We start from the raw sequence: 22,987 nt of genomic DNA, 5'->3' as shown, positions 1-22,987 counted from the left end.
TTTGTTTACCAAGGAGTTTTCCGTTTCGACTGCGCCGGAAGTGGGGCGAATTATAGACTTCCAGAATCTGCCGTCAACACCTATTTTCATAAATCTGTCATATCAGTCAAAAAGCCCCGAAAACACGAAGGCCGGTCCACCACCATATAGAGGTGGACCGGCCTTCTGCCCTTCTACTTACAAGCTTGGGAATGCGAACTGCGAGGCTTCATGGCTTGCACGTTGTGGCCAGCGCTGGGTAATCGCCTTGCGACGGGTGTAGAAACGCACACCATCCGGGCCATACGCATGCAGGTCACCAAACAGCGAACGCTTCCAGCCACCAAAGCTGTGGTAAGCCACTGGGACCGGCAGCGGAACGTTAACCCCAACCATGCCGACTTCGATCTCGTCGCAGAACAACCGCGCTGCCTCACCATCACGGGTGAAGATGCAGGTGCCATTGCCGTACTCGTGATCGTTAATCAGCTGCATGGCAGCTTCCAGGCTATTGACCCGAACGATGCACAGCACCGGCCCGAAGATCTCTTCTTTATAGATACGCATCTCTGGCGTGACGTTATCGAACAGGCAGCCACCCAGGAAGAAGCCTTCCTCATGACCGGCCACGCTCAGACCACGACCATCGACGACCAGGGAAGCGCCGGAGGAAACACCGTCTTCTATATAGCCACTGACCTTGTCGCGAGCCTGACCGGAAACCAGTGGCCCCATGTCCAGACCACACGAAGTGCCGGCGCCGATTTTCAGCGCCTTGATTTGCGGAACCAGTTTGGCCACCAGAGCATCCGCAACCTGATCGCCAACGCACACGGCTACCGAGATCGCCATGCAACGCTCGCCACAAGAACCGTAAGCCGCGCCCATCAGAGCGCTGACTGCGTTATCCAGATCGGCATCCGGCATCAATACCGCGTGGTTCTTCGCGCCGCCCAGTGCCTGGACGCGCTTGCCGCGCTTGGTGCCCTCGGCGTAAATGTATTCGGCAATCGGTGTCGAGCCGACGAAGCTCAGTGCTTTGACTTCAGGTGCTTCGATCAACGCATCGACCGCAGCCTTGTCACCATGAACCACACTCAACACGCCTTTCGGCAGGCCGGCTTCGAGCAGGAGCTGAGCGATCAGCAGCGTCGAGCTTGGATCACGCTCGGACGGTTTGAGGATAAAGCAGTTACCGCAGACGATCGCCAGCGGATACATCCACAACGGCACCATCGCCGGGAAGTTGAACGGGGTGATACCGGCCACTACACCCAACGGCTGGAAGTCCGACCAGGCATCGATGTTCGGACCGACATTACGGCTGTACTCGCCCTTGAGGATTTCCGGTGCAGCACAGGCGAACTCGACGTTTTCGATACCGCGCTTCAATTCACCCGCGGCGTCTTCCAGCGTCTTGCCGTGTTCTTCGCTGATCAGTTGAGCGATACGCGCTTCGTTCTGCTCCAGCAATTGCTTGAAGCGGAACATCACCTGGGCGCGTTTGGCCGGTGGCGTGTTGCGCCAGGCCGGAAATGCAGCCTTGGCTGAGTCGATGGCTTTTTGAATGGTTTCACGGCTGGCCAATGGCACTTTATGGATTGGCTGACCAGTGGACGGGTTGAACACGTCAGCAGTGCGAGCGTTATCGGTTACCAGTTCGCCATTGATCAAATGCGGGATGAGGCTCATGCGGGGCTCCTGAAAAATTGTCCACAGACGCGCATCGCTGCGCGTCCGTTATTCGTTCTTATATAGAAGGGCTAATCAGTCGATCTTGTTCAGCACTTCGCCGACCGCATCGAACAGACGATCAAGATCCTGCGGCTTGCTGTTGAAGGTTGGGCCGAACTGCAGGGTGTCGCCGCCGAAGCGCACATAGAAACCCGCCTTCCACAGCGCCATGCCCGCCTCGAATGGACGCACGATAGCGTCGCCATCGCGCGCAGCGATCTGGATCGCACCGGCCAAGCCGTAGTTACGGATGTCGATGACGTTCTTCGAGCCTTTCAGACCGTGCAGCGCATTCTCGAAATGTGGCGCGACTTCGGCCACGCTCTGCACCAGGTTTTCCTTTTGCAGCAGGTCGAGTGCCGCGAGGCCGGCAGCGCAAGCCACCGGGTGCGCGGAATAGGTGTAACCGTGCGGGAATTCCACTGCGTATTCCGGCGTCGCCTGGTTCATGAAGGTCTGGTAGATCTCCGAACTGGCGATCACCGCGCCCATCGGGATCGCGCCGTTGGTAACTTGCTTGGCAATGCACATCAGGTCCGGGGTCACGCCGAAGCTGTCAGCACCGAACATCGAACCGGTACGACCGAAGCCGGTGATGACTTCGTCGAATACCAGCAGGATGTTGTGCTGGTCGCAGATTTCGCGCAGCCGCTTCAGATAACCCTGAGGCGGAACCAGTACACCGGCAGAACCGGCCAGTGGCTCGACGAACACCGCAGCGATGTTCGAGGCGTCGTGCAGTTCGATCAGTTTGAGCAGCTCTTCGGCCAAGACGATACCGCCCTCTTTCGGCATGCCACGGGAATAGGCGTTGCTCGCCAGCAGAGTGTGCGGCAGGTGGTCGACGTCCATCATCGCCTGACCAAACAGCTTACGGTTGCCGTTCACGCCACCCAGGCTGGTGCCGGCGATGTTCACACCGTGGTAGCCACGGGCACGGCCGATCATTTTGGTTTTGGTCGACTGACCTTTCAGACGCCAGTAAGCGCGGACCATCTTCACGGCTGTATCAGCGCATTCGGAACCGGAGTCAGTGAAGAACACGTGATTCAGATTGCCCGGGGTCAGCTCGGTGATTTTCTCGGCGAGCTGGAACGACAGCGGGTGACCGTACTGGAAGCCCGGCGAGTAATCGAGGGTGCCCAACTGTTTGGCCACCGCTTCCTGGATTTCCTTGCGGGTATGCCCTGCGCCGCAGGTCCACAGACCTGACAGCGAGTCATAGACTTTACGGCCCTTGTCGTCGATCAGGTAGCTGCCTTCAGCGGCAACGATCAGACGCGGATCGCGCTGGAAATTGCGGTTGGCGGTGTACGGCATCCAGTGGGCATCGAGCTTGAGTTGGCTGGCCAGGGAGACCGGGGCGTTTTCAGGCACGTTCATGAGCAAAACCTCGCAGGGCAATAAGCGGCGTAGGGATTAAAAGCGTTCTTGCAGCTAAGTTGCCACGACGATAAAGTCGGTGAAATCCAACTTTTCTAACCTTCAGTCAGCCAATCACTAAACTTTTGAGTAAAAAGCATGAGCAGCCGCCGACCCGATCCACTGGCGCAAGTCAGTGACTTTGATATCCGCCTGCTGCGGATCTTTCGCAGCGTGGTCGAGTGCGGCGGCTTCTCCGCAGCGGAAAGTGTGCTCGGGATTGGACGCTCAGCCATCAGCCAGCAAATGAGCGATCTTGAACAACGACTGGGTCTGCGCCTGTGTCAGCGTGGTCGAGCCGGGTTCTCGCTGACCGAAGAGGGCCGCGAGGTCTATCAATCGGCGTTGCAGCTATTAAGTGCGCTGGAAAGTTTTCGCACCGAGGTCAACGGACTGCATCAACACTTGCGCGGTGAATTGACCATCGGCCTGACCGACAACCTCGTCACCCTGCCCCACATGCGCATCACCCACGCACTGGCGCAGTTGAAAGAGCGTGGGCCGGACGTGCAGATTCAGATCCGCATGATCGCGCCCAATGAAGTCGAACAGGGCGTGCTCGATGGACGCTTGCATGTCGGCGTGGTACCGCAGGCCAGCGCCTTGTCGGGGCTTGAGTATCAGCCGCTGTACAGCGAGCGTTCGCTACTCTACTGCGCGGTCGGCCATCCATTGTTTTATGTCGACGATAAACAACTGGACGATGAACGCCTGAATAGTCAGGACGCGATCGCCCCGACCTTCCGTCTACCGGCCGAGATCCAGGCGCATTATCAGGCGCTCAACTGCACCGCCAGCGCATCGGACCGCGAGGGCATGGCGTTTCTGATTCTGACCGGGCGCTACATCGGTTACCTGCCAGACCACTACGCCAGCCTGTGGGTGCAGCAAGGTCGCTTGCGCGCGCTCAAACCCGACACCCGTTTTTATGACCTGAGCCTGGCTTCGGTCACACGCAAGGGGCGGCGCCCGCATTTGGTACTGGAAAGCTTCCTGGAAAGCCTTGCGGCGACTCGATAAACCGCATGAAAGGCCCAGCTTTGACGCTTTTATCGCAACAAGGCTTGTCGGATTCCTGTGGGTGCGCTATCAACGCACGGTGCACCCACTGACCCGCTCGGAACCGCCCATGACCTTTGAAGTCCCAGCCCACGCAGGTAAGCCTGCCAGCCGCATTCGTCAGAAGAACGAAGAGGCGATCCTCAAAGCCGCCGAAATCGAATTCGCTCGTCACGGCTTCAAGGGCACCAGCATGAACACCATCGCGCAGAATGCCGGGCTGCCCAAGGCCAATCTGCACTACTACTTCACCAACAAGCTCGGGCTGTACATCGGGGTGTTGAGCAACATCATTCAATTGTGGGACAGCACCTTCAACACCTTGACCTGTGACGACGACCCCGCCGAAGCGCTGACCCGCTACATACGCGCCAAGATGGAGTTCTCCCGCCGCCAGCCGCAAGCCTCGCGGGTGTTCGCCATGGAAGTCATCAGCGGCGGAGAATGCCTGACCGAGTACTTCAATCAGGATTACCGCGCCTGGTTCCAGGGCCGCGCGGACGTGTTTCAAGCCTGGATCGACGCCGGCAAGATGGACCCCGTAGATCCGGTGAACCTGATCTTCCTGTTATGGGGCAGCACCCAGCATTACGCCGATTTCGCCACGCAAATTTGCCGCGTCACCGGTCGTAGCAAGCTGACCAGGCAGGACATGGAAGATGCCAGCAATAACCTGATCCGTATCATTCTTAAAGGCTGCGGCCTCACCCCAGCCATTTAAGACCTTCAGCCATGCCTTTTACCCTCGCAGGCGTTTGCGAATACCGTGAAGAGATTCGCAAAAGCCGCTTTATCGCCCTCGCGGCACCGATCACCAGCGCTGCCGAGGCGCAGGCGTTCATCGAACAGCACAGCGACCTGAACGCTTCACACAATTGCTGGGCCTGGAAACTCGCCGATCAGTACCGCAGCAGTGACGATGGCGAACCGGGCGGCACTGCTGGCCGGCCGATACTCGCGGCGATTGAAGCGCAGGATTGCGATCAGGTCGCGGTCGTGGTGATTCGCTGGTACGGCGGCATTCAACTGGGCACTGGCGGTCTCGCACGGGCCTACGGCGGCAGCGCCAATAAATGCCTGCAAAGCGCCGAGCGGATTGCCCTTATCAGCCGGGTGCCGATTCGTTGTGCCTGCGGCTTTAGCGAATTGGCGCTGGTCAAACTGCGCGTCGCGGAGCTGGGCGGGTTGGTGGTGGAAGAAACCTTCACCGCCAATGGTGTGGAACTGCAACTGGCCATCGGTGAGACCCAGATCGATACCTTGCAGCGTCAACTGGCGGATTTGAGCCGTGGGCGAATTTTGTTGCAACGTTGAAAACAGATCAAAAGATCGCAGCCTGCGACAGCTCCTGCAAGCGATCCTGTTTCGCCCGTAGCGCTGCGATCTTTTAGGGCATTGGCGCCACGCCAACATTTCCGACACTTGCCCACAACCGCTGTGCACCCGACTGTGGATAACCTGAGCACACAGCGCTGTAACCCTTCCGCCACGTGGCTTTGCGGCCATTGATCACTTTTCGCTCAATTGGCCATCCACGGGTTCAATTCCACCGCAAAACAAACAGTTAGAGCGGTATATCACCATTAGAAGAAAGCCTTACAGTGCTTATTCCCGGGTTTCTGGCTTGCGCACAAATACTGTGGAGCAACCTGTGGATAACCCGTTCATGGCTGGCTCAGTTGCATAGCCGGCATAGCCTGCAGCCACATGGTCATTTTTTAATCAGATTACCCCGAGCAAAATTTGCACCCGATCCTGCAGCTCGCCCTGAAGTAGTGCCTGACCCCGAATCTAACTTCTGCATTTGATCGTCCAACGTCTGGGCTTTACGCTTGGTGAGATCGGTGAGTTACGCCAGGAACTGCAACAACGGCTCGGGCAACGTTGTCCATTGAACCCATGACCCTCTTTTATCAAGGAAGCCACTCATGTCTACGGTAAAAACCGCACTGATCATCGGCGCCTCACGAGGCCTCGGGCTGGGGCTGGTGAAAACCCTGCTGGCCGACGGCTGGCAAGTCACCGCCACGGTGCGTAACCCACAGAACGCCGAAGCGTTGCAGGCACTGGGCAAGGTACGGATTGAAAAACTCGACATGGACGATCAGCAAGCGGTGATCGCCCTCAGCCAACAACTCAAAGGCCAGGTGTTCGACCTGTTGTTCGTCAACGCCGGCGTCAAAGGCCCGGAAGTGCAGACACCCGGTGGCGCGACGCTGGCCGAAGTGGGTCAATTGTTCTTCACCAACGCCGTGGCGCCCATCAATCTGGCCCAGCGCTTCGTCGGGCAGATCCGCGAAGGCAGCGGTGTACTGGCGTTCATGAGTTCGGTACTCGGTAGCGTGACCATGCCTGATGCACCAGAACTGGCACTGTACAAGGCCAGCAAAGCGGCGCTGAACTCGATGACCAATAGTTTCGTCACACAGTTGGGCGAACAGAAACTGACCGTTTTGTCGCTGCATCCAGGCTGGGTGAAAACCGACATGGGGGGTGAAGGCGCGGACATCGATGTCGACACCAGCACTCGCGGGCTGGTCGATCAGGTGAACGCCTATGCCGGTAAGGGTGGGCATCATTTTGTGAATTACCGGGGTGAAACGATTCCCTGGTAATGCTTGCCTGACAGGACGCCATCGCGGGCAAGCCTTGCTCCCACACGATTTGTATTAATCCCGGAGCCGGGATACGACACATGACCTGTAGGAGCAAGGCTTGCCCGCGATAGACCGCGAAGCGGTCTCCACGTAAACTCTGAACTTCGCCCCCCGCGGCGACCCTGGATCAGCAGACAGGGCAACACTGAGCTGGCGAACCTGAACCCAACTTTCAGAGGAGCCGGCAAATGCCTGCGACCCGTATCTGGTTAAAAAATCCCCTCGCGATCTTCACGGCCAACGACCTCGATGCCCGTGGTGGCCTGGTGCTGCAAGACGGTTTGATCGTCGAAGTACTCAAGCAAGGCCAACAACCGGCGACGCCCTGTGGACAAGTATTTGATGCCCGCGAGCATGTGATCCTGCCGGGACTGATCAACACCCACCATCACTTCTATCAAACCCTGACCCGCGCCTGGGCACCGGTGGTCAATCAGCCGCTGTTCCCCTGGCTGAAAACGCTTTACCCGGTCTGGGCCCGACTGACCCCTGAAAAACTCGCGCTGGCAACCAAGGTGGCCCTGGCTGAATTGCTGCTGTCGGGTTGCACCACTGCCGCCGACCACCATTACCTGTTTCCCGAGGGGTTGGAAAACGCCATCGACGTGCAAGTCGAAAGCGTCCGTGAACTCGGCATGCGCGCCATGTTGACCCGTGGCTCGATGAGCCTAGGCGAAAAGGATGGAGGCCTGCCGCCCCAGCAAACCGTGCAGCAAGGCGAAGTGATTCTCGCCGACAGCCAACGCCTGATCGCCGAGTACCACGAACGTGGCGAAGGCGCGCAAATTCAGATCGCCCTGGCACCCTGCTCGCCGTTCTCGGTCACGCCGCAAATCATGTCGGCCAGCGCCGAACTGGCGAACACGCTCGATGTGCGCCTGCACACCCACCTAGCTGAAACCCTCGACGAAGAAGATTTCTGCCTGCAACGCTTCGGCCTGCGCACCGTGGATTACCTGGACAGCGTCGGCTGGCTCGGCCCACGCACCTGGCTGGCCCACGGCATTCACTTCAACCCCGACGAAATCGCCCGCCTCGGCGCGGCGGGTACCGGCATTTGCCATTGCCCGAGTTCGAACATGCGCCTGGCATCAGGCATTTGCCCAACCCTGGAGCTGACGGCTGCCGGCGCACCGCTGGGCTTGGGTGTCGACGGTTCGGCATCCAACGATGCCTCGAACATGATCCTCGAAACCCGTCAGGCGCTGTACCTGCAACGGCTGCGTTATGGCGCAGAGAAAATCACCCCGGAGCTGGTGCTGGGCTGGGCCACCCAGGGTTCGGCGAAGCTGCTCGGTCGCAGCGACATCGGCGAACTCGCGGTGGGCAAGCAAGCGGATCTCGCGTTGTTCAAACTCGATGAGCTGCGCTTCTCTGGCAGCCATGACCCGATCTCGGCATTGCTGTTGTGTGGCGCGGATCGTGCAGACCGGGTGATGATCGGCGGCAAATGGCGAGTGATCGACGGGCAAGTCGAAGGGCTGGACCTGAAAGGCTTGATCGCCGATCACAGCCAGGCGGCACGGCAGTTGATCGCCGGCATCTGACCGGACTCCATTGTAGGCAAGGGCTGGCCCTTGCCTACGTTGCCGACACCCAGGCTTATGGGGTGGCTGGATGAACCGACCGGTCAGGTTTTGCTAATTGTTTCTACAGGCATCTGTAGAATGCTCACTATCTGTACCTGATGAGAAAAGAATATGTACGACTGGCTGAACGCCCTGCCCAAGGCAGAATTGCACCTGCACCTGGAAGGCTCGCTGGAGCCTGAGTTGCTGTTCGCCCTGGCCGAACGCAACAAGATCGCCCTGCCGTGGAGCGACGTCGAAACCCTGCGCAAGGCCTATGCCTTCAACAATCTGCAAGAGTTCCTGGACCTGTATTACCGGGGCGCCGATGTGTTGCGCACCTCTCAGGATTTCTACGACCTGACCTGGGCCTACCTGTTGCGTTGCAAGGCGCAGAACGTGATTCACACCGAACCGTTCTTCGATCCGCAAACCCATACCGACCGTGGCGTGCCGTTCGAAGTGGTGCTTAACGGCATCGCCAGCGCATTGAAGGACGGTGAACAGCAACTGGGCATCACCAGCGGTTTGATCCTCAGTTTCCTGCGCCACTTGAGCGAAGAAGAAGCCGAGAAAACCCTCGATCAGGCGCTGCCGTTCCGTGATGCGTTTGTCGCCGTCGGCCTGGACAGTTCGGAGATGGGCCACCCGCCGAGCAAGTTCCAGCGCGTGTTCGATCGCGCTCGTCATGAAGGTTTCCTGACCGTTGCTCACGCTGGTGAAGAAGGCCCGCCGGAGTACATCTGGGAAGCCATTGACCTGCTGAAAATCCAGCGTATCGACCATGGCGTGCGCGCCATCGAAGACGAGCGCCTGATGCAGCGGATCATCGACGAGCAGATCCCGTTGACCGTTTGCCCACTGTCCAACACCAAGCTGCGCGTGTTCGATGACATGTCCCAGCACAACATTCTCGACATGCTTGAGCGTGGGGTGAAGGTTACGGTGAACTCGGATGACCCGGCGTACTTCGGTGGTTATGTCACCGAAAACTTCCATGCGCTGTATACCCATTTGGGCATGACCCAGGATCAGGCCAAGCGCCTGGCGCAGAACAGCCTGGATGCACGGTTGGTCAAACCGTAAGACCGCTGAAGATGATCGTTCCCTCACAGCGTGGGAACGATCATCATCTTTAACCCGCCACCACCTCGCTCAATTCCTCCAGCGTCTTGCCCTGCGTTTCCATTCCGAACAGCCAGACCACGCCCGCGGCAATGGCGAAACACATCGCACCCAAAGCGAACACCCCGCCCTGCCCCGTTATCGGGAACACCAGCCCGGTGACCAATGGCCCGAGCAACGAGCCGACCCGGCCAATCGCCGAAGCAAACCCGGAACCGGTGGCTCGCGCCGAAGTAGGATAGAGCTCCGGGGTGTAGGTGTAGAGCACGGCCCACATGCCGAACAGGAAGAACTGCATCAGCAGGCCCGAACTGATCAACAGGCTGACGTTGCCGCCAAACACCGCGCTCTGCCCATACAGAAACGCCATCACCCCACCACCGAGCAAGGTGATGATGCACACCGGCTTGCGCCCCCAACGCTCCACCAGCCAGGCAGCCATGAGAAAACCGGGAATCCCGCCAAGGGAAATCAGCACGGTGTAATACACCGACTGAGTCACCGCAAACCCCGACTGCTGCAGCAATGCGCTGAGCCAGGAAGTCAGGCCATAGAAGCCAAGCAAGGCAAAAAACCAGACGCTCCAGATCATCATCGTGCGTTGGCGGTACAAAGGTGACCAGATTTCATTCAAGGCCGAAAGAAAGTGCCCCGGACGACTCTCGATTCTGGGCAAACGAATCGGCTCCGGCAGATCGGCGCTCCCCAGCGAGGTCCGCACCTTGTCTTCAATGCGCAGCAAAACCTTGTCCGCTGCCGCGTGATGCCCGGCCTGTTCCAGCCAGCGTGGTGACTCGGGAATGAAGAAGCGGATCGCCAGGACAAACACCGCCGGCACCGCCAGTACCAGGAAGATGTCGCGCCAGCCAACCAGCGGTAACAGAAAGTAAGACAGCACGCCCGCTGCGACAAAACCCAGAGGCCAGAAACCGTCCATCAACGCGATATAGCGCCCGCGCCGTTTGGCCGGGATCAACTCGGACAACATCGATTGGGCAATCGGAAACTCCATACCCATGCCGATTCCCAGAAGAACTCTAAACAGTGTCAGCGTCTCGACGCTTTGTGTCGTAGAACAGAGGTAACTGGCGATGCCCCACAACACGATGCTCCACTGAAACACCGGTTTGCGCCCGAAGCGGTCGGCAAGCATCCCGGACAAAGACGCGCCAAGCACCATGCCGAAGAAGCTCGAACTGGCCAGCAGCCCGGCTTGCGCCGTGCTCAGAGCGAACTCGGCTTTGATCGACCCCAAGAGGAACGTCATCATTGCCAGGTCCATGGAGTCGAAGAAAAACGCCAGGGCAATGATGATGAAAATGATCCGGTGATAACCGCTGATGGGCAGTCGTTCCAGACGTTCTGCCGCGCTATAGCCTTGCGTTTCCATGCCGTATCCCCATTCGATAATCCCCGTATCGAGTGTGCGGGATCGCCTGGGGTCACTATTGCTGGATACGACCTGGCCACAGCTCTGAGCGACGTCTGAAACCTCTGGCCACAGACGTCGATTTCACCTGTTGCTAGAGCGCCATTTCCAACTCGGCCTCTTTGGCGAACTGATCGATTTCACGCTGACCGGCCGCGGTGATCTGCAGAACACGCGTGTCGCTAGGCAGATTCAACCAGCCGGACTGCATGAACAGTTGCAACACCGCCGCCCCCAGAGTGCCGCCCAGATGCGGTCGGCGCTCGCTCCAGTCCGGGCAGGCGCAGACTACTCGGGAAGTGCTGTGGGCCAGGGCCTGAATGAATACGCCGTGGGTTGCCAGCTGATTGGCACCTTTGTGGGTCACGATGACACGTTTGTCCAACTGTTCGATCCAGCCGGCATCGAGCATTCGCTGATACAGATCGGCTGCCAGGCTTCCCCCCAGATGGTCTTCACAGAGCCTGGCCCGAAGCAAGGACGAAGGTGCCGTAGGCACTTTCGTCGATGGGCTGGTGCGCTTGAGCAACTCTGGAACCTTGCCTGGCAGACTGGCCAGAGTGGCGCTGGCCAGCGCTTCAACCGCCGCACCGATTTCGGGAGCCGCAAGCCGGAAAAACCGCTTGCGCCCACGCTCCTCGACTTTCAACAGTCCACCGCTGGACAAGCGCCCCAGGTGCGCATTGGCCGATGACGGCGACAAGCCTGCCAGCAATGCCAACTCCTCGGATTGCCGTGCAGTACCGTCCATCAAGGCCCACATCATCGCGCTACGCTTTGGGTCTGCCAGCAACGTGGCTATCTGGCTGATGCAAGGTGCATGTTCCATGTATTCACTCCCTGTTGAATCATTTGTCTGCTGCTCTGGGACATCTTGACCAGTAATGTGCTGCCGGCCAAGGCGTGAAAACCGCCAAAAGCCGGGCGGTATAACCAACGGATGCGACGAACCTCTTCGAAAACCCCGACCGGGCTCAACAACGATCAGCACAGCGTCCAACCGCTTTGAGCAAGACATCGCAACGTCGCCGACAACGGTGCGACTCCAGGCAGGCACTAGTATATGCGCGATGATCTTCGGTTCCTGCCGGCCGGAAGCTTTCGGAGGTGATAGTTCCTGCCAGAATTTTCCCTATTTGCGTGCGACTACTCGCCCGCACCGATCATTGCTGGCGATTGAGCCGACAATTTGGCACATCGTGACTTGAGCATTTCACTCAGCAGGTTCACCGGCTTACTTAATTGAGCGCGATGGGCGCACAGTAAGTTCAGCGGTGCGCGCTCGCAGAACAGCGCCGGCATCAGCACTTTCAAGCGCCCGGCCAATACATCGCCGGCTACATCCAGCCAGGACTTGTAGGCAATTCCGGCACCGGCCACTGCCCACAGACGCACTACGTCCGCATCATCACTGAAACGATCACCGCTGACGGTCAGGCTCATCTCCCGTTTGCCATCATGAAAACTCCAGTGGTCGTGAACCCGGCTGCCCAGCATATATAACAGGCAATTGTGCTGGGCCAGTTGTTCCAGCTGGCGCGGTTCACCATGCCGCGCGAGATAGTGTGGTGCAGCACACAACACGCGACGGTTGTCCGGGGCGATCGGCAGCGCCACCAGGCTTGAGTCTTCCGGCTCCCCATAGCGCAGGGCAATGTCCACCGGTTGGCGGAACAGGTCGGCAATCCGGTCGCCCAACAGCAGGCGTACCGTCAGTTTTGGATGCTCGCGCTGGAACTCGTCCAGCCACGGCAGCAGCAAATTGCGACCGAAGTCCGAAGGTGCCGACAGCTGCAATACGCCGCTGACCTGATCCTGTCCGCTGGCCAGCAAACGACGTCCTTCATCCAGATTGCTCAGCGCCGCGCGGGCATATTCCAAGAAGCCTTCGCCCTCTGCGGTCAGACGCAGACTGCGCGTCGAACGCGCCAGCAACCGCGCGCCCAATTGCTGCTCGATCCGCTTCAACGCGGCGCTGGCCACTGCCGGCGACAGGTCCATGACCCGCGCCGCCGCAGACAGACTGCCAAGGTCTGCGGCACGGACGAACAACTGCAAGTCATCGAAACGCAGCATCAACCCACCTGCATTATCAAAAAAATATTGAAAGAGACTGTTCTTTTAGCCGGTTTTATCTTCAAGAGAAATAACCAATCATCCCTGCCATCGAATGCCCCATGAGAGTTGCGCCATGAAAGCCATTGCCTACTACCGTTCGCTGCCCATCAACGATCCAGAATCGCTGCAGGACATCGAACTGCCCGAGCCGGTTGCCGGCAAACGGGATTTGCTGGTTGAAGTCAAAGCCATCTCGGTCAATCCGGTGGACACCAAGGTTCGTCAGAATGTCGCGCCCGAAGATGGCGCGGCAAAAGTGCTGGGCTGGGATGTGGCTGGCGTGGTCAAGGCGGTCGGCAGCGACGTCAGCCTGTTCAAGGCCGGCGACAAGGTTTACTACGCCGGCTCCATCGCTCGCGCAGGCGGCAACAGTGAACTGCATGTGGTGGACGAGCGCATTGTCGGCCATATGCCCAAGTCCCTGAGCTTCGCCGAAGCCGCCGCGTTACCGCTGACCGCGATCACCGCGTGGGAGCTGTTGTTCGAACGCCTGCAAGTGCGCGAAGGCAAAACCGCTCAAGGCCAAAGCCTGCTGATCGTCGGTGCTGCGGGTGGCGTGGGCTCGATCCTGACTCAACTGGCCAGCCAGCTCACCGCACTGAACGTCATCGGCACTGCCTCACGCCCGCAGACCCAACGCTGGGTACGCGAACTGGGCGCAGACCTGGTGATCGATCACAGCCAACCGCTGAGCGAAGAGCTCAAGCGCGCCGGCCACCCTCAGGTGACACACGTTGCCAGCCTGACCGAAACCGACCAGCACTTCGAACAACTGGTCGAAGCCCTCGCGCCTCAAGGCAAGCTTGCGCTGATCGATGATCCGAAGGCACTCGACGTGACCAAGCTCAAACGCAAGAGCCTGTCGTTGCACTGGGAATTCATGTACACCCGCTCGCTGTTCGAAACCGCCGACATGCTCGAACAGCACAAGCTGCTGAACCGGGTGGCCGAGCTGATCGACGCGGGCACATTGAAAACCACGGTCGGCGAACACTTCGGCACGATCAACGCGGCCAACCTGCGACGCGCCCATGCACTGCTGGAAAGCGGCACGTCCAGAGGCAAGATCGTCCTCGAAGGCTTCTAGGGTTTTAGATGACGGTGTGTTTCGCTTGCTGTTTCAGAAACGACGCACACCGTCAGTCCGAGGATTTGATCCGCGTCACAAATCCGATTTGATTCAGGTCTACAATCGAGCTTCCCGCAATGCAGTCTTTTAGGTGAGGAAGTCAGCAATGAAGATCCTGATAAAAGAATTGGCAAAATCCCAGTGGCAGGTCCGCCTGGACAACCACGCGGTGAACTTCCGCAGTGAAGCCGAAGCTCGCGCTTTTACCTCGACCCTCGAGGCTCGCTTGCACGCCCCTCATCAACTCCCCCAACGTCAGCAACGAGCAACCGGCTGACTCAAGTCGCGGCTTGCGCTGCCCGGGCAACTTGCAGCCGACGGGTGAGCATCGCGACGCTCACCACTAATATTCCGCACAGGCTGATGACCATCGCCATCGGCATCGCGGTGCCGTCGTGCAGTACGCCGACCAACGCCGCCGCGCCTGCGGCAACACTGAACTGCAAGCAACCGAGCATCGCCGAAGCGCTGCCTGCGCGCGCGCCCTGTCCACTCATGGCACACGCCGATGCATTGGGAATGATGCAACCCAGGCTTGCGATACAGATGAACAACGGGATCAGCAGCGGCCATAAATGCTCGGTATGCAGTGAACTGACCGCCAGCAAGCTCAGGCCGGCAGCCAGATAAATCCATACGGTGCGCGCCAGCAAAAAGGCCGGGCCGCGTTTGGAGAGCAATCGGGCATTGACCTGCGCCACCAGAATAAAGCCCGCGGCGTTGGTGCCGAACAACCAGCCGAAGTGCTCGGCCGGAACACCGTAAAGCTTGATGAAGACGAAAGGCGAACCCGCAATGTAGGCAAACATCCCGGCAATCGCGATGCCGCCGGTCAAGGCATGTCCGAGAAAGATCCTGTCCGACAGCAGCCGGCCATATTGACGCAGAGCACCCGACAACGGCTGACGCGGTTGATTGGCCGGTAAACTTTCCGGCAGGCCCACGGCAACCGCCAGGGCGGACAATGCGCTGAACACCGTCAAGGCGATAAAGATCGACTGCCAGCCATACAGGTTGACCAGCAGACCGCCGAGCATTGGCGCAAGAATCGGTGCCAGGCCCATCACCAGCATCAGTTGGGAAAAGACTTTCGCCGAACCCACTGCGTCGCACTTGTCGCTGACCACCGCGCGGGAAATCACCATCCCGGCGCAGCCGCCCAACGCCTGAAGGAAACGCGCCGCGATCAGCCACTCAAGGCTCGGCGCAAACGCGCACACCAGCGATGCCAGGGTGAACAGACCGACACCCACCAGCAATGGCATGCGTCTGCCGAAGCGATCGGCCACCGGACCATAAGCCAACTGACCAATCGACAGGCCGAGAAAATAAGCTGCCAGGGTCAACTGAACGTGTTTTTCATCCGTGCCGAAAGCTGCCGCCATGGCCGGGAAGGCTGGCAAATAGAAATCGATAGCCAGCGGCCCGAAAGCGCTCAAGGCGCCAAGAATCAGAATGGTGCGGAGGTTCATCAGGCGTCCAGTTTTACGTCAGTCGACAGCACGACAGTCTAACTGCGCCTGGACGCCTTGAACATTCCGATAGGTCGCTAACTATTAAAAAGGTTCAGGCCAGCGTGACCGCGTAGCCTTCTTCGCTGATCAGGCTGATCACCTGCTCTGCCGACAAAGCGCTCTCGACACCGACCTCCTTCGCCGCGAGGTCGACCCGGACACTGGCCGCCGGATCCTTGGCTTGCAGCGCCTCGGTAATGGCCCGAACACAGTGACCGCACGACATTCCTTGAACGTTGAATACTTGCATGAGGCAGCTCCTTTGATGAGATTGAAACCAGTCTTGAGCTTGCCACCGTGGCAAGGTCAAGTTCTGCTGTGATCTGCCGGGCTGGCAATCATCGCCGTGCTCGGCCAAGCTTCGCCATCAATGACTCAAAAGCAGGAGATGCAGCCATGCGCTGGTCAGCTTTCAGCCTATTCGGCATGCTCAGTCTTTTCGCCGCCGCGCCCTCGGCCAGCGCCGAAGACTATGGCGTGTTGATCATTTCTCGCGAGCGCCTGGAAGTCGCGACCTCGTGCGAGATTGGCGTGTACATCCAGGATCAGTTGTCGGCGCGGTTGTTCCAGGAGCAGAGCACCTCATTCAATTTGCCGCCGGGCAACTACTCCTTGCGGCTCAAACTGCTGCCCGGCCAGGCGCCAGGTTGCAGCGCCGGGATGCTCGCCCCGGGTTCGCAGAACATCACGCTGCGGGCGGGTGACCTGTTGAAGTTCCGCATCGCCATGAATCAGCAAGGGATGTACCTCAAGCCCGCCGCATTGGGCTACTGATTCACCGGTTTTCCGTGGGAGCGTGGCTTGCCCGCGATGCAGGCCACGTGGTGGTTCAGGCCAACCGCGTCATCGTTCATCGCGGGCAAGCCTTGCTCCTACATGGCGCTTGACCTTACCCGCGTGGCAAGGTTGATCCTGTAGGTCATCTCTACAGGGAGTAAGACCGATGTCCGATTCCACCACCTTCGATCTGCCGATATCCGGCATGACCTGCGCCAGCTGTGCCGGACGTGTCGAGCGTGCGTTGAGCAAAGTTGTTGGCGCAAGCAGCGTCAGCGTCAACCTGGCCACCGAGCAAGCGCGCGTCCAGGCCCCTCGCGACAGTTTGCCAGCGCTGATGGAAGCCGTGCAGCAGGCCGGATACAGCGTGCCCGCACACAGCCTCGAATTGAGCATTGGCGGTATGACCTGCGCCTCGTGTGTCGGTCGGGTCGAACGTGCCTTGAATAAAATCGCCGGGGTGAACAGCGTCAGCGTCAACCTGGCCAACGAACGCGCGCATCTCGAACTGCTCGGTCAGATCGATCCGCAGGTGTTGATCGATGCGGTCAGCAAGGCCGGTTACACCGCCAGCGTCTGGCAAGCCGAACAATCCACCGATAACGATCAAGTGCAGCGTCTGCGCCGTGAGCGCTGGAGCCTGCTGCTGGCAATCGTGCTGGCCTTGCCACTGGTGCTGCCAATGCTGGTGCAGCCGTTCGGCCTGAGCTGGATGCTCCCGGCCTGGGTGCAGTTTGCGTTGGCGACCCCAGTGCAATTCATCTTCGGTGCACGCTTTTATGTCGCCGCGTGGAAGGCCGTCCGCGCGGGCGCCGGCAACATGGACCTGCTGGTGGCCCTGGGCACCAGCGCCGGTTATGGCTTGAGCATTTACCTGTGGGCCACCGTCAGCGCCGGCAGCATGCCGCATCTTTATTTCGAAGCTTCTGCGGTGGTGATTGCGCTGGTGTTGCTCGGCAAATACCTCGAAAGCCGCGCCAAACGCCAGACCGCCAGCGCCATTCGCGCCCTTGAAGCCTTGCGTCCTGAACGGGCAATTCAAGTGATCGACGGCCGCGAACAGGACGTCGCCATCAGCGCGTTGCGCCTCGGTGACCTGGTGCTGGTCAAACCCGGCGAACGTTTCCCGGTGGACGGTGAAGTGATTGAAGGCCAGAGCCATGCTGACGAAGCGCTGATCAGCGGTGAAAGCCTGCCGGTGCCCAAACATCCCGGCGACAAAGTCACTGGCGGCGCAATCAACGGCGAAGGCCGGCTGCTGGTTCGAACTCAAGCGCTTGGCGCAGAAACCGTGTTGGCGCGAATTATCCGTCTGGTCGAAGACGCCCAGGCCGGCAAGGCACCGATTCAAAAGCTGGTGGATAAAGTCAGCCAGGTGTTCGTCCCCGTGGTGCTGCTTTTAGCGCTGGCAACCTTGATCGGCTGGTGGCTGTACGGCGCACCGCTGGAAACCGCGGTGATCAACGCAGTCGCGGTGCTGGTGATCGCCTGCCCTTGCGCCCTCGGCCTGGCCACGCCGACCGCGATCATGGCCGGCACTGGCGTGGCCGCGCGCCACGGCATTCTGATCAAGGACGCCGAAGCGCTGGAGCGCGCCCATGAAGTCAGCGTGGTGGTGTTCGACAAGACCGGCACACTGACGTCGGGCACGCCGCGCATCGCTCACTTGAGTGCCATCGACGGCAACGAAGCGAGCCTGCTGCAACTGGCAGGCGCCCTGCAACGCGGCAGCGAACACCCACTGGCCAAAGCCGTGCTGGATGCCTGCGCCGAGCGTGACTTGCCGGTGGCCGATGTCAGCGCCAGCCAGTCACTGACCGGTCGTGGCATTGCCGGCACGCTGGACGGTCGCCGATTGGCGCTGGGTAATCGCCGTCTGCTGGAAGAAAGCGGCTTGAGCGCCGGTCTCTTGAGCGACTCCGCCAACGCCTGGGAAGCCGAGGGTCGAACCTTGTCATGGCTGATCGAGCAAAGCCCCAAGCCGCGGGTGCTCGGCCTGTTCGCCTTTGGCGACACCCTCAAGCCTGGCGCGCTGCAAGCGATTGAGGAATTGAACACGCAACACATCGGCAGTCACCTGCTGACGGGTGACAACCGTGGCAGCGCCCGAGTGGTTGCACAAGCACTGGGCATCAGTAACGTTCACGCCGAAGTGCTGCCGGCCGAAAAAGCCTCGACCGTCACTGAGCTGAAAAAAACCGGCGTCGTGGCGATGGTCGGCGACGGCATCAACGACGCTCCGGCGCTGGCAGCGGCGGATATCGGCATCGCCATGGGCGGCGGCACCGACGTGGCGATGCACGCAGCCGGGATCACCTTGATGCGTGGCGATCCTCGCCTGGTGCCAGCAGCGCTGGAGATCAGCCGCAAGACCTACGCGAAGATCCGCCAGAACCTGTTCTGGGCCTTCGTCTACAACCTGATCGGCATTCCGCTGGCAGCCTTCGGCTTGCTCAACCCGGTGATCGCCGGTGCGGCGATGGCCTTGTCCAGCGTCAGCGTGGTAAGCAATGCTTTACTGCTCAAGACCTGGAAACCGAAAGACCTGGAGGACGTTGAATGAACATCGGTCAAGCGGCCAGACACAGCGGCCTTAGCGCCAAGATGATTCGCTATTACGAGTCGATCGGCCTGCTCAAGGCAGCGCATCGCACTGACAGCGGCTACCGCATCTATGGCGACGACGACCTGCACAGCCTGGCGTTCATCAAGCGTTCACGCGATCTCGGGTTTTCCCTGGAAGAGGTCGGCAAACTGCTGACCCTCTGGCAGGATCGCCAACGAGCCAGCGCTGACGTCAAGGCACTGGCCCGTCAGCACATCGACGAGCTGAACCAGAAAATCCGCGAACTCGGCCAGTTGCGCGACACCCTGCAGGATCTGGTGGAACATTGTCAGGGCGACCACCGCCCGGACTGCCCGATTCTCAAGGAACTGGCGTCGGGCTGCTGCGCCGAGCCCGCTCGCCCCTGATCGCCAACACCCTCAGTACCAGCAAGGTGCTGAGGGGGATCCCGTGAAACAGCAGCACCACCGCGCCGGGTGCCCACACGTTGTAGAACGGCGCGGCGATCAACATGCCGACGCCGAACCCGGTCATTTGCAGCAAGGTCAGAACGCTGAAAATCGGCAGACGCAGGCTGTCCGGTTCACGCTGCAAGCGCGACATCAGCCCGACCTCGGAAAAGCCATCCCCCAGGCCCGCCGGCAATGCAAACAGCAGCAAGCCATAGAGGCTCTGTTGCTGGAACATCAGGATGAAGCCGCTGGACATCAACAACACGCCGAAAAAGAACCGCCGCTCCAGGTTTGAGTTTTCCGAGCCTGGCAAGCGGCTGGCCACCCGTGCTCCGATCAACTTGCCACACGCCCACACCGCCAGCATCAAGCCCAGCGTGGTGCTGGCCGACTCGGGTGTCAGCAGTTTGGAAATAATCGGGAAACCCACATTGTGCGCGGCACTGCCGAGGGTGTCGGCCATCGCCAACGCGAGCATCGCAGCGATGACCGGCGAGCTGCACAAGCCTTGGCGTAGCGCGCTCCATTCGTCCCGTTTGTGGGTTGGCTCGGCATTCGGTGCCGGTTTGGAGAACCGTAACGGCACAATGAATAGTGCCGCCAACAGATAAGTGACGACGTTCAGTGCAAACACCGTTTCGAAGCCGAAACCAGCCACCAACAGCCCCGACACCAGACTCCCTCCAACCATCGCTGTGGACGAAGCCGAAGTGATCCAGGCATTGGTCTTGAGCAGTTGCTCCCCGGCGATCATGTGCGGCAATTGACTGTTGAGGCCGATGGCAAACATCGAGTTACCGAGCCCCAGACCGAAAGCGATCACCGGTAATAACAGCACTTGCTGCGACACCGGTAATACCAGCAACAGGCCTAACAGCCCGGCACGCAGCAGGTCGAAGGCTATCAACGGTAAGCGTCCGCCCCAACGGCGATAAAACATCGTGCCGATCAAACTGGCAAAAACCCCACCGGCCACGCGGCTGGCGAGAAAGATCCCGACGCTCATGGCGCTGTTGCCGAGCATATAAACGTAAGTGGCCAGCGCCACCATATTGAGAAACGCACCGAAGTCCGAGACCAGTCGCGCAGCGATGACCAGTTGGGCGTTGCGGGTGGACTGGTGGGGCGTGGGATCGGTGTTCACAATCATCCTTGAGTGGGTAGCGTTCTGCCTCGGGCTTCCTTCAAGGTCAATTAAAGCACCGCATGGCAGCGATCACACTGACGACAGCGACTGTCCGATCATCGAACACTTATTGCCGTCTTGCGCAACTTGCCGCTCAGCTTCAATTGACCAAATTAACCAGCTGGTACAATTTATCTCCACAGGCGGGTCACCCTCGACCCACGCCCACAATAACAATGGAGAACGCCCTGATGTCCCCTATCGTTCTGGTGCTCAACGGCCCGAACCTGAACCTGCTCGGCAGCCGTGAGCCGGCGACGTATGGCCACGAAACCCTGGCCGACATCTCGGCCTTGTGCGGTCGCGCTGGCGAAGAATTCGGCCTGGCAGTGGAGTTTCGCCAGACCAACCACGAGGGCGAATTGCTCGACTGGATTCACTCGGCACGCGGTCGTTGTGCCGGAATCGTGATCAACCCGGCGGCCTGGACGCACACTTCGGTAGCGATCCGTGACGCGCTGGTCGCCAGCGAGTTACCGGTGATCGAAGTACACCTGTCCAATGTGCATGCTCGCGAGCCATTCCGTCACCACTCGTTCGTATCGGCCATCGCCACCGCAGTCCTCTGTGGATTCGGCAGCCACGGCTATCGCCTGGCGCTGGAGCATTTCAGTCAACGCTTGAAGGGATAAGTCACATGTCGCAGAACAACACGGTACTCGCAGGACTCATCGGCGCCGGTATCCAGGCGTCTCGAACCCCCGCGCTGCATGAGCGCGAAGGTGATGCCCAAGGCCTGCGCTACCTTTATCGGTTGATTGACCTCGATCAACTGAAACTCGACAGCGGCGCCCTCCCCGACCTGCTGATGTCAGCGGAACGGATGAACTTTACCGGTCTGAACATCACCTTTCCGTGCAAGCAGGCGATCATCCCGCTGCTCGACGAACTCTCGCCTGAAGCCCGAGGCATTGGTGCCGTCAACACCGTGGTGCTCAAGGACGGAAAACGCATTGGGCACAACACCGACTGCCTCGGTTTCGCCGAAGGTTTTCGCCGTGGCTTGAAGGATGCTGCCCGCGAGTGCGTCGTCCAAATGGGCGCTGGTGGTGCGGGGGCTGCGGTGGCCCACGCGCTGTTGAGCGAAGGCGTGCAGCAATTGAGTATTTTCGATGTGGACGTCAGTCGTGCGCAAAGCCTTGCGAATAATCTCAATCAGCATTTCGGCAGCGGCCGGGCCTGTGCCGGCAGCGATCTGCCGAGTGCGTTGGCGCAGGCCGATGGTCTGGTGAACACCACGCCGATGGGCATGGCCAAACTGCCCGGCATGCCAGTGCCGGTGGAGTTGCTACGGGCTGAATTGTGGGTCGCGGAGATCGTTTACTTTCCACTGGAAACTGAACTGCTGCGCAACGCCCGTGCCTTGGGTTGCCGTACTCTGGATGGCGGCAACATGGCGGTGTTTCAAGCAGTAAAGGCCTTTGAGTTGTTCAGCGGCGTGGCGCCGGATGCACAGCGAATGCTCGCGCATTTTCAAAGCATGAATGGTTAACGACCACGGTCTTCTTGATGTTCGTTCCCACGCATGGGAACGATCATCAATCTGCTGGCTTGAGCTTCAGGCCTGCAAATAACGCAGTACCGACTCGCAGATCATCTGGCGATGACGTTGCTTGATCGCTTCATCCGGCAAGTCGATCTGGAAAATCTCACCAAAGGTATGACGGTTCGACACCCGGTAAAAGCAGAACGAACTGATCAGTAAATGCACGTCCAGCGGATCCAGCCCGCTACGGAATACACCCTCTTCGGCACCGCGACGCAGAATCACGCCCAGTGAATCGAGGATCGTATTGTTCATCGCCTTGATCGCTTCGGACTGCTTCACGTACTCGGCGTTGTGGATGTTCTCGATGCTGACGATGCGCACAAAATCGACGTTGCGGTCATGGTGATCGAAGGTGAATTCCACCAAACGCCGGATCGCCTCACGCGGTTCCAGCTCAGCCAGGTGCAAGCGACTTTCAGTGCTGCGGATATCGCCGTAAAGCTTCTCCAGCACTTCGACGTAGAGCTGCTCCTTACTTCCGAAGTAGTAATAGATCATCCGTTTCGAGGTGTGGATGCGTTCGGCGATAGCATCGACACGAGCACCGGACAGGCCCTGCTGAACGAACTCGACAATGGCTTCTTGAAGAATGTTCTCGCGGGTCTTTTCCGGGTTGTTCTTGCGACTCTTGCGCGGCTCGATCAAGGTTTCGTCGGGCGCGACGGTGAGTTCTGTGGTCATTCTCATTCCGGGCTCATGGCCTTCACTGCACAGCTGGCGATT

The 22,987-nt window shown here is 59.5% G+C and carries 22 protein-coding genes; 13 read left to right on the top strand and 9 right to left on the bottom strand.

What is annotated here, in order from left to right; all coding sequences use genetic code 11:
* Positions 1 to 177: 177 nt before the first annotated feature.
* On the bottom strand, positions 178 to 1,671 hold the full coding sequence (locus tag AC1RJ3_RS18445) for a CoA-acylating methylmalonate-semialdehyde dehydrogenase (protein WP_347928077.1): 1,494 nt from the start codon (positions 1,669 to 1,671) through the stop codon (positions 178 to 180).
* Positions 1,672 to 1,746: 75 nt separating this feature from the next.
* Entirely contained in the window at positions 1,747 to 3,096 is a 1,350-nt protein-coding gene (gene aptA / locus AC1RJ3_RS18440; protein WP_054594142.1) for an omega-aminotransferase AptA, read from the bottom strand.
* A gap of 138 nt (positions 3,097 to 3,234) precedes the next feature.
* Between aptA and AC1RJ3_RS18435 the strand changes: the two genes are divergently transcribed.
* The 6 genes from AC1RJ3_RS18435 to AC1RJ3_RS18410 all read left to right on the top strand — a co-directional run bounded on the left by AC1RJ3_RS18435 (position 3,235) and on the right by AC1RJ3_RS18410 (position 9,505).
* Complete coding sequence (locus tag AC1RJ3_RS18435) at positions 3,235 to 4,155, top strand: LysR family transcriptional regulator (protein ID WP_054594143.1); 921 nt, start codon at positions 3,235 to 3,237, stop codon at positions 4,153 to 4,155.
* Between the two features lie 109 nt (positions 4,156 to 4,264).
* Positions 4,265 to 4,915 carry a TetR/AcrR family transcriptional regulator gene (locus AC1RJ3_RS18430; protein WP_493079737.1) on the top strand — a complete coding sequence of 217 codons (651 nt, stop codon included), beginning with the start codon at positions 4,265 to 4,267 and terminating at the stop codon, positions 4,913 to 4,915.
* Positions 4,916 to 4,926: 11 nt separating this feature from the next.
* Complete coding sequence (locus tag AC1RJ3_RS18425) at positions 4,927 to 5,508, top strand: IMPACT family protein (RefSeq protein WP_493079735.1); 582 nt, start codon at positions 4,927 to 4,929, stop codon at positions 5,506 to 5,508.
* Positions 5,509 to 6,122: 614 nt separating this feature from the next.
* Entirely contained in the window at positions 6,123 to 6,809 is a 687-nt protein-coding gene (locus AC1RJ3_RS18420; protein ID WP_054594146.1) for an SDR family oxidoreductase, read from the top strand.
* 230 nt (positions 6,810 to 7,039) lie between these two features.
* The gene (locus tag AC1RJ3_RS18415) at positions 7,040 to 8,398 is read left to right on the top strand and encodes an 8-oxoguanine deaminase (protein WP_427542243.1); all 1,359 of its coding nucleotides are present in this window, start codon (positions 7,040 to 7,042) and stop codon (positions 8,396 to 8,398) included.
* Positions 8,399 to 8,551: 153 nt separating this feature from the next.
* Entirely contained in the window at positions 8,552 to 9,505 is a 954-nt protein-coding gene (locus AC1RJ3_RS18410) for an adenosine deaminase (protein ID WP_103320467.1), read from the top strand.
* Between the two features lie 49 nt (positions 9,506 to 9,554).
* Here AC1RJ3_RS18410 and AC1RJ3_RS18405 read toward each other — a convergent pair whose 3' ends face one another.
* From AC1RJ3_RS18405 to vimR, 3 genes are all read right to left on the bottom strand, one after another.
* Positions 9,555 to 10,934 carry an MFS transporter gene (locus AC1RJ3_RS18405; protein ID WP_493079732.1) on the bottom strand — a complete coding sequence of 460 codons (1,380 nt, stop codon included), beginning with the start codon at positions 10,932 to 10,934 and terminating at the stop codon, positions 9,555 to 9,557.
* A 133-nt stretch (positions 10,935 to 11,067) separates the two neighbouring features.
* Positions 11,068 to 11,802: an ArsR/SmtB family transcription factor gene (locus AC1RJ3_RS18400; protein WP_493079730.1), complete on the bottom strand. Its 735-nt coding sequence runs from the start codon at positions 11,800 to 11,802 to the stop codon at positions 11,068 to 11,070.
* A gap of 317 nt (positions 11,803 to 12,119) precedes the next feature.
* Positions 12,120 to 13,049, bottom strand: a complete 930-nt coding sequence (gene vimR, locus AC1RJ3_RS18395) for a transcription regulator VimR (protein ID WP_493079728.1) — start codon at positions 13,047 to 13,049, stop codon at positions 12,120 to 12,122.
* Positions 13,050 to 13,164: 115 nt separating this feature from the next.
* Here vimR and AC1RJ3_RS18390 point away from each other — a divergent pair, with 115 nt between their 5' ends.
* On the top strand, positions 13,165 to 14,178 hold the full coding sequence (locus AC1RJ3_RS18390) for a zinc-binding alcohol dehydrogenase family protein (protein ID WP_493079726.1): 1,014 nt from the start codon (positions 13,165 to 13,167) through the stop codon (positions 14,176 to 14,178).
* A gap of 148 nt (positions 14,179 to 14,326) precedes the next feature.
* Positions 14,327 to 14,497 carry a hypothetical protein gene (locus AC1RJ3_RS18385; protein ID WP_177474787.1) on the top strand — a complete coding sequence of 57 codons (171 nt, stop codon included), beginning with the start codon at positions 14,327 to 14,329 and terminating at the stop codon, positions 14,495 to 14,497.
* A gap of 1 nt (position 14,498) precedes the next feature.
* Here AC1RJ3_RS18385 and AC1RJ3_RS18380 read toward each other — a convergent pair whose 3' ends face one another.
* Both AC1RJ3_RS18380 and AC1RJ3_RS18375 read right to left on the bottom strand, forming a co-directional pair.
* Positions 14,499 to 15,692, bottom strand: a complete 1,194-nt coding sequence (locus tag AC1RJ3_RS18380) for a multidrug effflux MFS transporter (RefSeq protein ID WP_103317433.1) — start codon at positions 15,690 to 15,692, stop codon at positions 14,499 to 14,501.
* Positions 15,693 to 15,786: 94 nt separating this feature from the next.
* Positions 15,787 to 15,984, bottom strand: a complete 198-nt coding sequence (locus tag AC1RJ3_RS18375) for a heavy-metal-associated domain-containing protein (RefSeq protein ID WP_054594154.1) — start codon at positions 15,982 to 15,984, stop codon at positions 15,787 to 15,789.
* Between the two features lie 146 nt (positions 15,985 to 16,130).
* On the opposite strand from AC1RJ3_RS18375, the gene AC1RJ3_RS18370 reads away from it, so the two are divergent.
* From AC1RJ3_RS18370 to cueR, 3 genes are all read left to right on the top strand, one after another.
* A complete protein-coding gene (locus AC1RJ3_RS18370; RefSeq protein WP_054594155.1) occupies positions 16,131 to 16,508 on the top strand; it encodes a hypothetical protein in 378 nt (125 codons plus the stop codon).
* 169 nt (positions 16,509 to 16,677) lie between these two features.
* The gene (locus AC1RJ3_RS18365) at positions 16,678 to 19,074 is read left to right on the top strand and encodes a heavy metal translocating P-type ATPase (RefSeq protein WP_493079723.1); all 2,397 of its coding nucleotides are present in this window, start codon (positions 16,678 to 16,680) and stop codon (positions 19,072 to 19,074) included.
* On the top strand, positions 19,071 to 19,484 hold the full coding sequence (cueR, locus tag AC1RJ3_RS18360) for a Cu(I)-responsive transcriptional regulator (protein WP_054594157.1): 414 nt from the start codon (positions 19,071 to 19,073) through the stop codon (positions 19,482 to 19,484). Before AC1RJ3_RS18365 ends, cueR begins: the two co-directional genes overlap by 4 nt.
* On the opposite strand, the gene AC1RJ3_RS18355 is transcribed toward cueR, so the two are convergent.
* On the bottom strand, positions 19,438 to 20,673 hold the full coding sequence (locus AC1RJ3_RS18355; protein WP_347928085.1) for an MFS transporter: 1,236 nt from the start codon (positions 20,671 to 20,673) through the stop codon (positions 19,438 to 19,440). The two genes, cueR and AC1RJ3_RS18355, sit on opposite strands and share 47 nt — an antisense overlap.
* A 233-nt stretch (positions 20,674 to 20,906) precedes the next feature.
* On the opposite strand from AC1RJ3_RS18355, the gene aroQ reads away from it, so the two are divergent.
* Both aroQ and AC1RJ3_RS18345 read left to right on the top strand, forming a co-directional pair.
* Entirely contained in the window at positions 20,907 to 21,347 is a 441-nt protein-coding gene (gene aroQ / locus AC1RJ3_RS18350) for a type II 3-dehydroquinate dehydratase (protein WP_347928086.1), read from the top strand.
* A gap of 5 nt (positions 21,348 to 21,352) precedes the next feature.
* Positions 21,353 to 22,207, top strand: coding sequence for a shikimate dehydrogenase (locus AC1RJ3_RS18345; protein ID WP_103317441.1), 855 nt, complete (start codon positions 21,353 to 21,355; stop codon positions 22,205 to 22,207).
* Positions 22,208 to 22,273: 66 nt separating this feature from the next.
* Here AC1RJ3_RS18345 and AC1RJ3_RS18340 read toward each other — a convergent pair whose 3' ends face one another.
* Positions 22,274 to 22,951 carry a TetR/AcrR family transcriptional regulator gene (locus AC1RJ3_RS18340; protein ID WP_054594161.1) on the bottom strand — a complete coding sequence of 226 codons (678 nt, stop codon included), beginning with the start codon at positions 22,949 to 22,951 and terminating at the stop codon, positions 22,274 to 22,276.
* Between the last annotated feature and the right edge of the window lie 36 nt (positions 22,952 to 22,987).

The sequence above is a fragment of the Pseudomonas sp. GW822-FHT04C11 genome (assembly GCF_058800905.1).
Note: the sequence above shows the minus strand (reverse complement) of the source record. Positions and strands in the feature narration are given on the sequence as shown.

Coding starts and splice junctions, on each gene's coding strand:
- aptA (WP_054594142.1), bottom strand. CDS start 3,096: ATGAACGTGCCTGAAAACGCCCCGGTCTCCCTGGCCAGCCAACTCAAG.
- AC1RJ3_RS18340 (WP_054594161.1), bottom strand. CDS start 22,951: ATGAGAATGACCACAGAACTCACCGTCGCGCCCGACGAAACCTTGATC.
- cueR (WP_054594157.1), top strand. CDS start 19,071: ATGAACATCGGTCAAGCGGCCAGACACAGCGGCCTTAGCGCCAAGATG.
- AC1RJ3_RS18430 (WP_493079737.1), top strand. CDS start 4,265: ATGACCTTTGAAGTCCCAGCCCACGCAGGTAAGCCTGCCAGCCGCATT.
- AC1RJ3_RS18345 (WP_103317441.1), top strand. CDS start 21,353: ATGTCGCAGAACAACACGGTACTCGCAGGACTCATCGGCGCCGGTATC.
- AC1RJ3_RS18445 (WP_347928077.1), bottom strand. CDS start 1,671: ATGAGCCTCATCCCGCATTTGATCAATGGCGAACTGGTAACCGATAAC.
- AC1RJ3_RS18425 (WP_493079735.1), top strand. CDS start 4,927: ATGCCTTTTACCCTCGCAGGCGTTTGCGAATACCGTGAAGAGATTCGC.
- AC1RJ3_RS18385 (WP_177474787.1), top strand. CDS start 14,327: ATGAAGATCCTGATAAAAGAATTGGCAAAATCCCAGTGGCAGGTCCGC.
- AC1RJ3_RS18375 (WP_054594154.1), bottom strand. CDS start 15,984: ATGCAAGTATTCAACGTTCAAGGAATGTCGTGCGGTCACTGTGTTCGG.
- vimR (WP_493079728.1), bottom strand. CDS start 13,049: ATGCTGCGTTTCGATGACTTGCAGTTGTTCGTCCGTGCCGCAGACCTT.
- AC1RJ3_RS18370 (WP_054594155.1), top strand. CDS start 16,131: ATGCGCTGGTCAGCTTTCAGCCTATTCGGCATGCTCAGTCTTTTCGCC.
- AC1RJ3_RS18435 (WP_054594143.1), top strand. CDS start 3,235: ATGAGCAGCCGCCGACCCGATCCACTGGCGCAAGTCAGTGACTTTGAT.
- AC1RJ3_RS18410 (WP_103320467.1), top strand. CDS start 8,552: ATGTACGACTGGCTGAACGCCCTGCCCAAGGCAGAATTGCACCTGCAC.
- AC1RJ3_RS18420 (WP_054594146.1), top strand. CDS start 6,123: ATGTCTACGGTAAAAACCGCACTGATCATCGGCGCCTCACGAGGCCTC.
- AC1RJ3_RS18405 (WP_493079732.1), bottom strand. CDS start 10,934: ATGGAAACGCAAGGCTATAGCGCGGCAGAACGTCTGGAACGACTGCCC.
- AC1RJ3_RS18415 (WP_427542243.1), top strand. CDS start 7,040: ATGCCTGCGACCCGTATCTGGTTAAAAAATCCCCTCGCGATCTTCACG.
- AC1RJ3_RS18400 (WP_493079730.1), bottom strand. CDS start 11,802: ATGGAACATGCACCTTGCATCAGCCAGATAGCCACGTTGCTGGCAGAC.
- AC1RJ3_RS18380 (WP_103317433.1), bottom strand. CDS start 15,692: ATGAACCTCCGCACCATTCTGATTCTTGGCGCCTTGAGCGCTTTCGGG.
- aroQ (WP_347928086.1), top strand. CDS start 20,907: ATGTCCCCTATCGTTCTGGTGCTCAACGGCCCGAACCTGAACCTGCTC.
- AC1RJ3_RS18390 (WP_493079726.1), top strand. CDS start 13,165: ATGAAAGCCATTGCCTACTACCGTTCGCTGCCCATCAACGATCCAGAA.
- AC1RJ3_RS18365 (WP_493079723.1), top strand. CDS start 16,678: ATGTCCGATTCCACCACCTTCGATCTGCCGATATCCGGCATGACCTGC.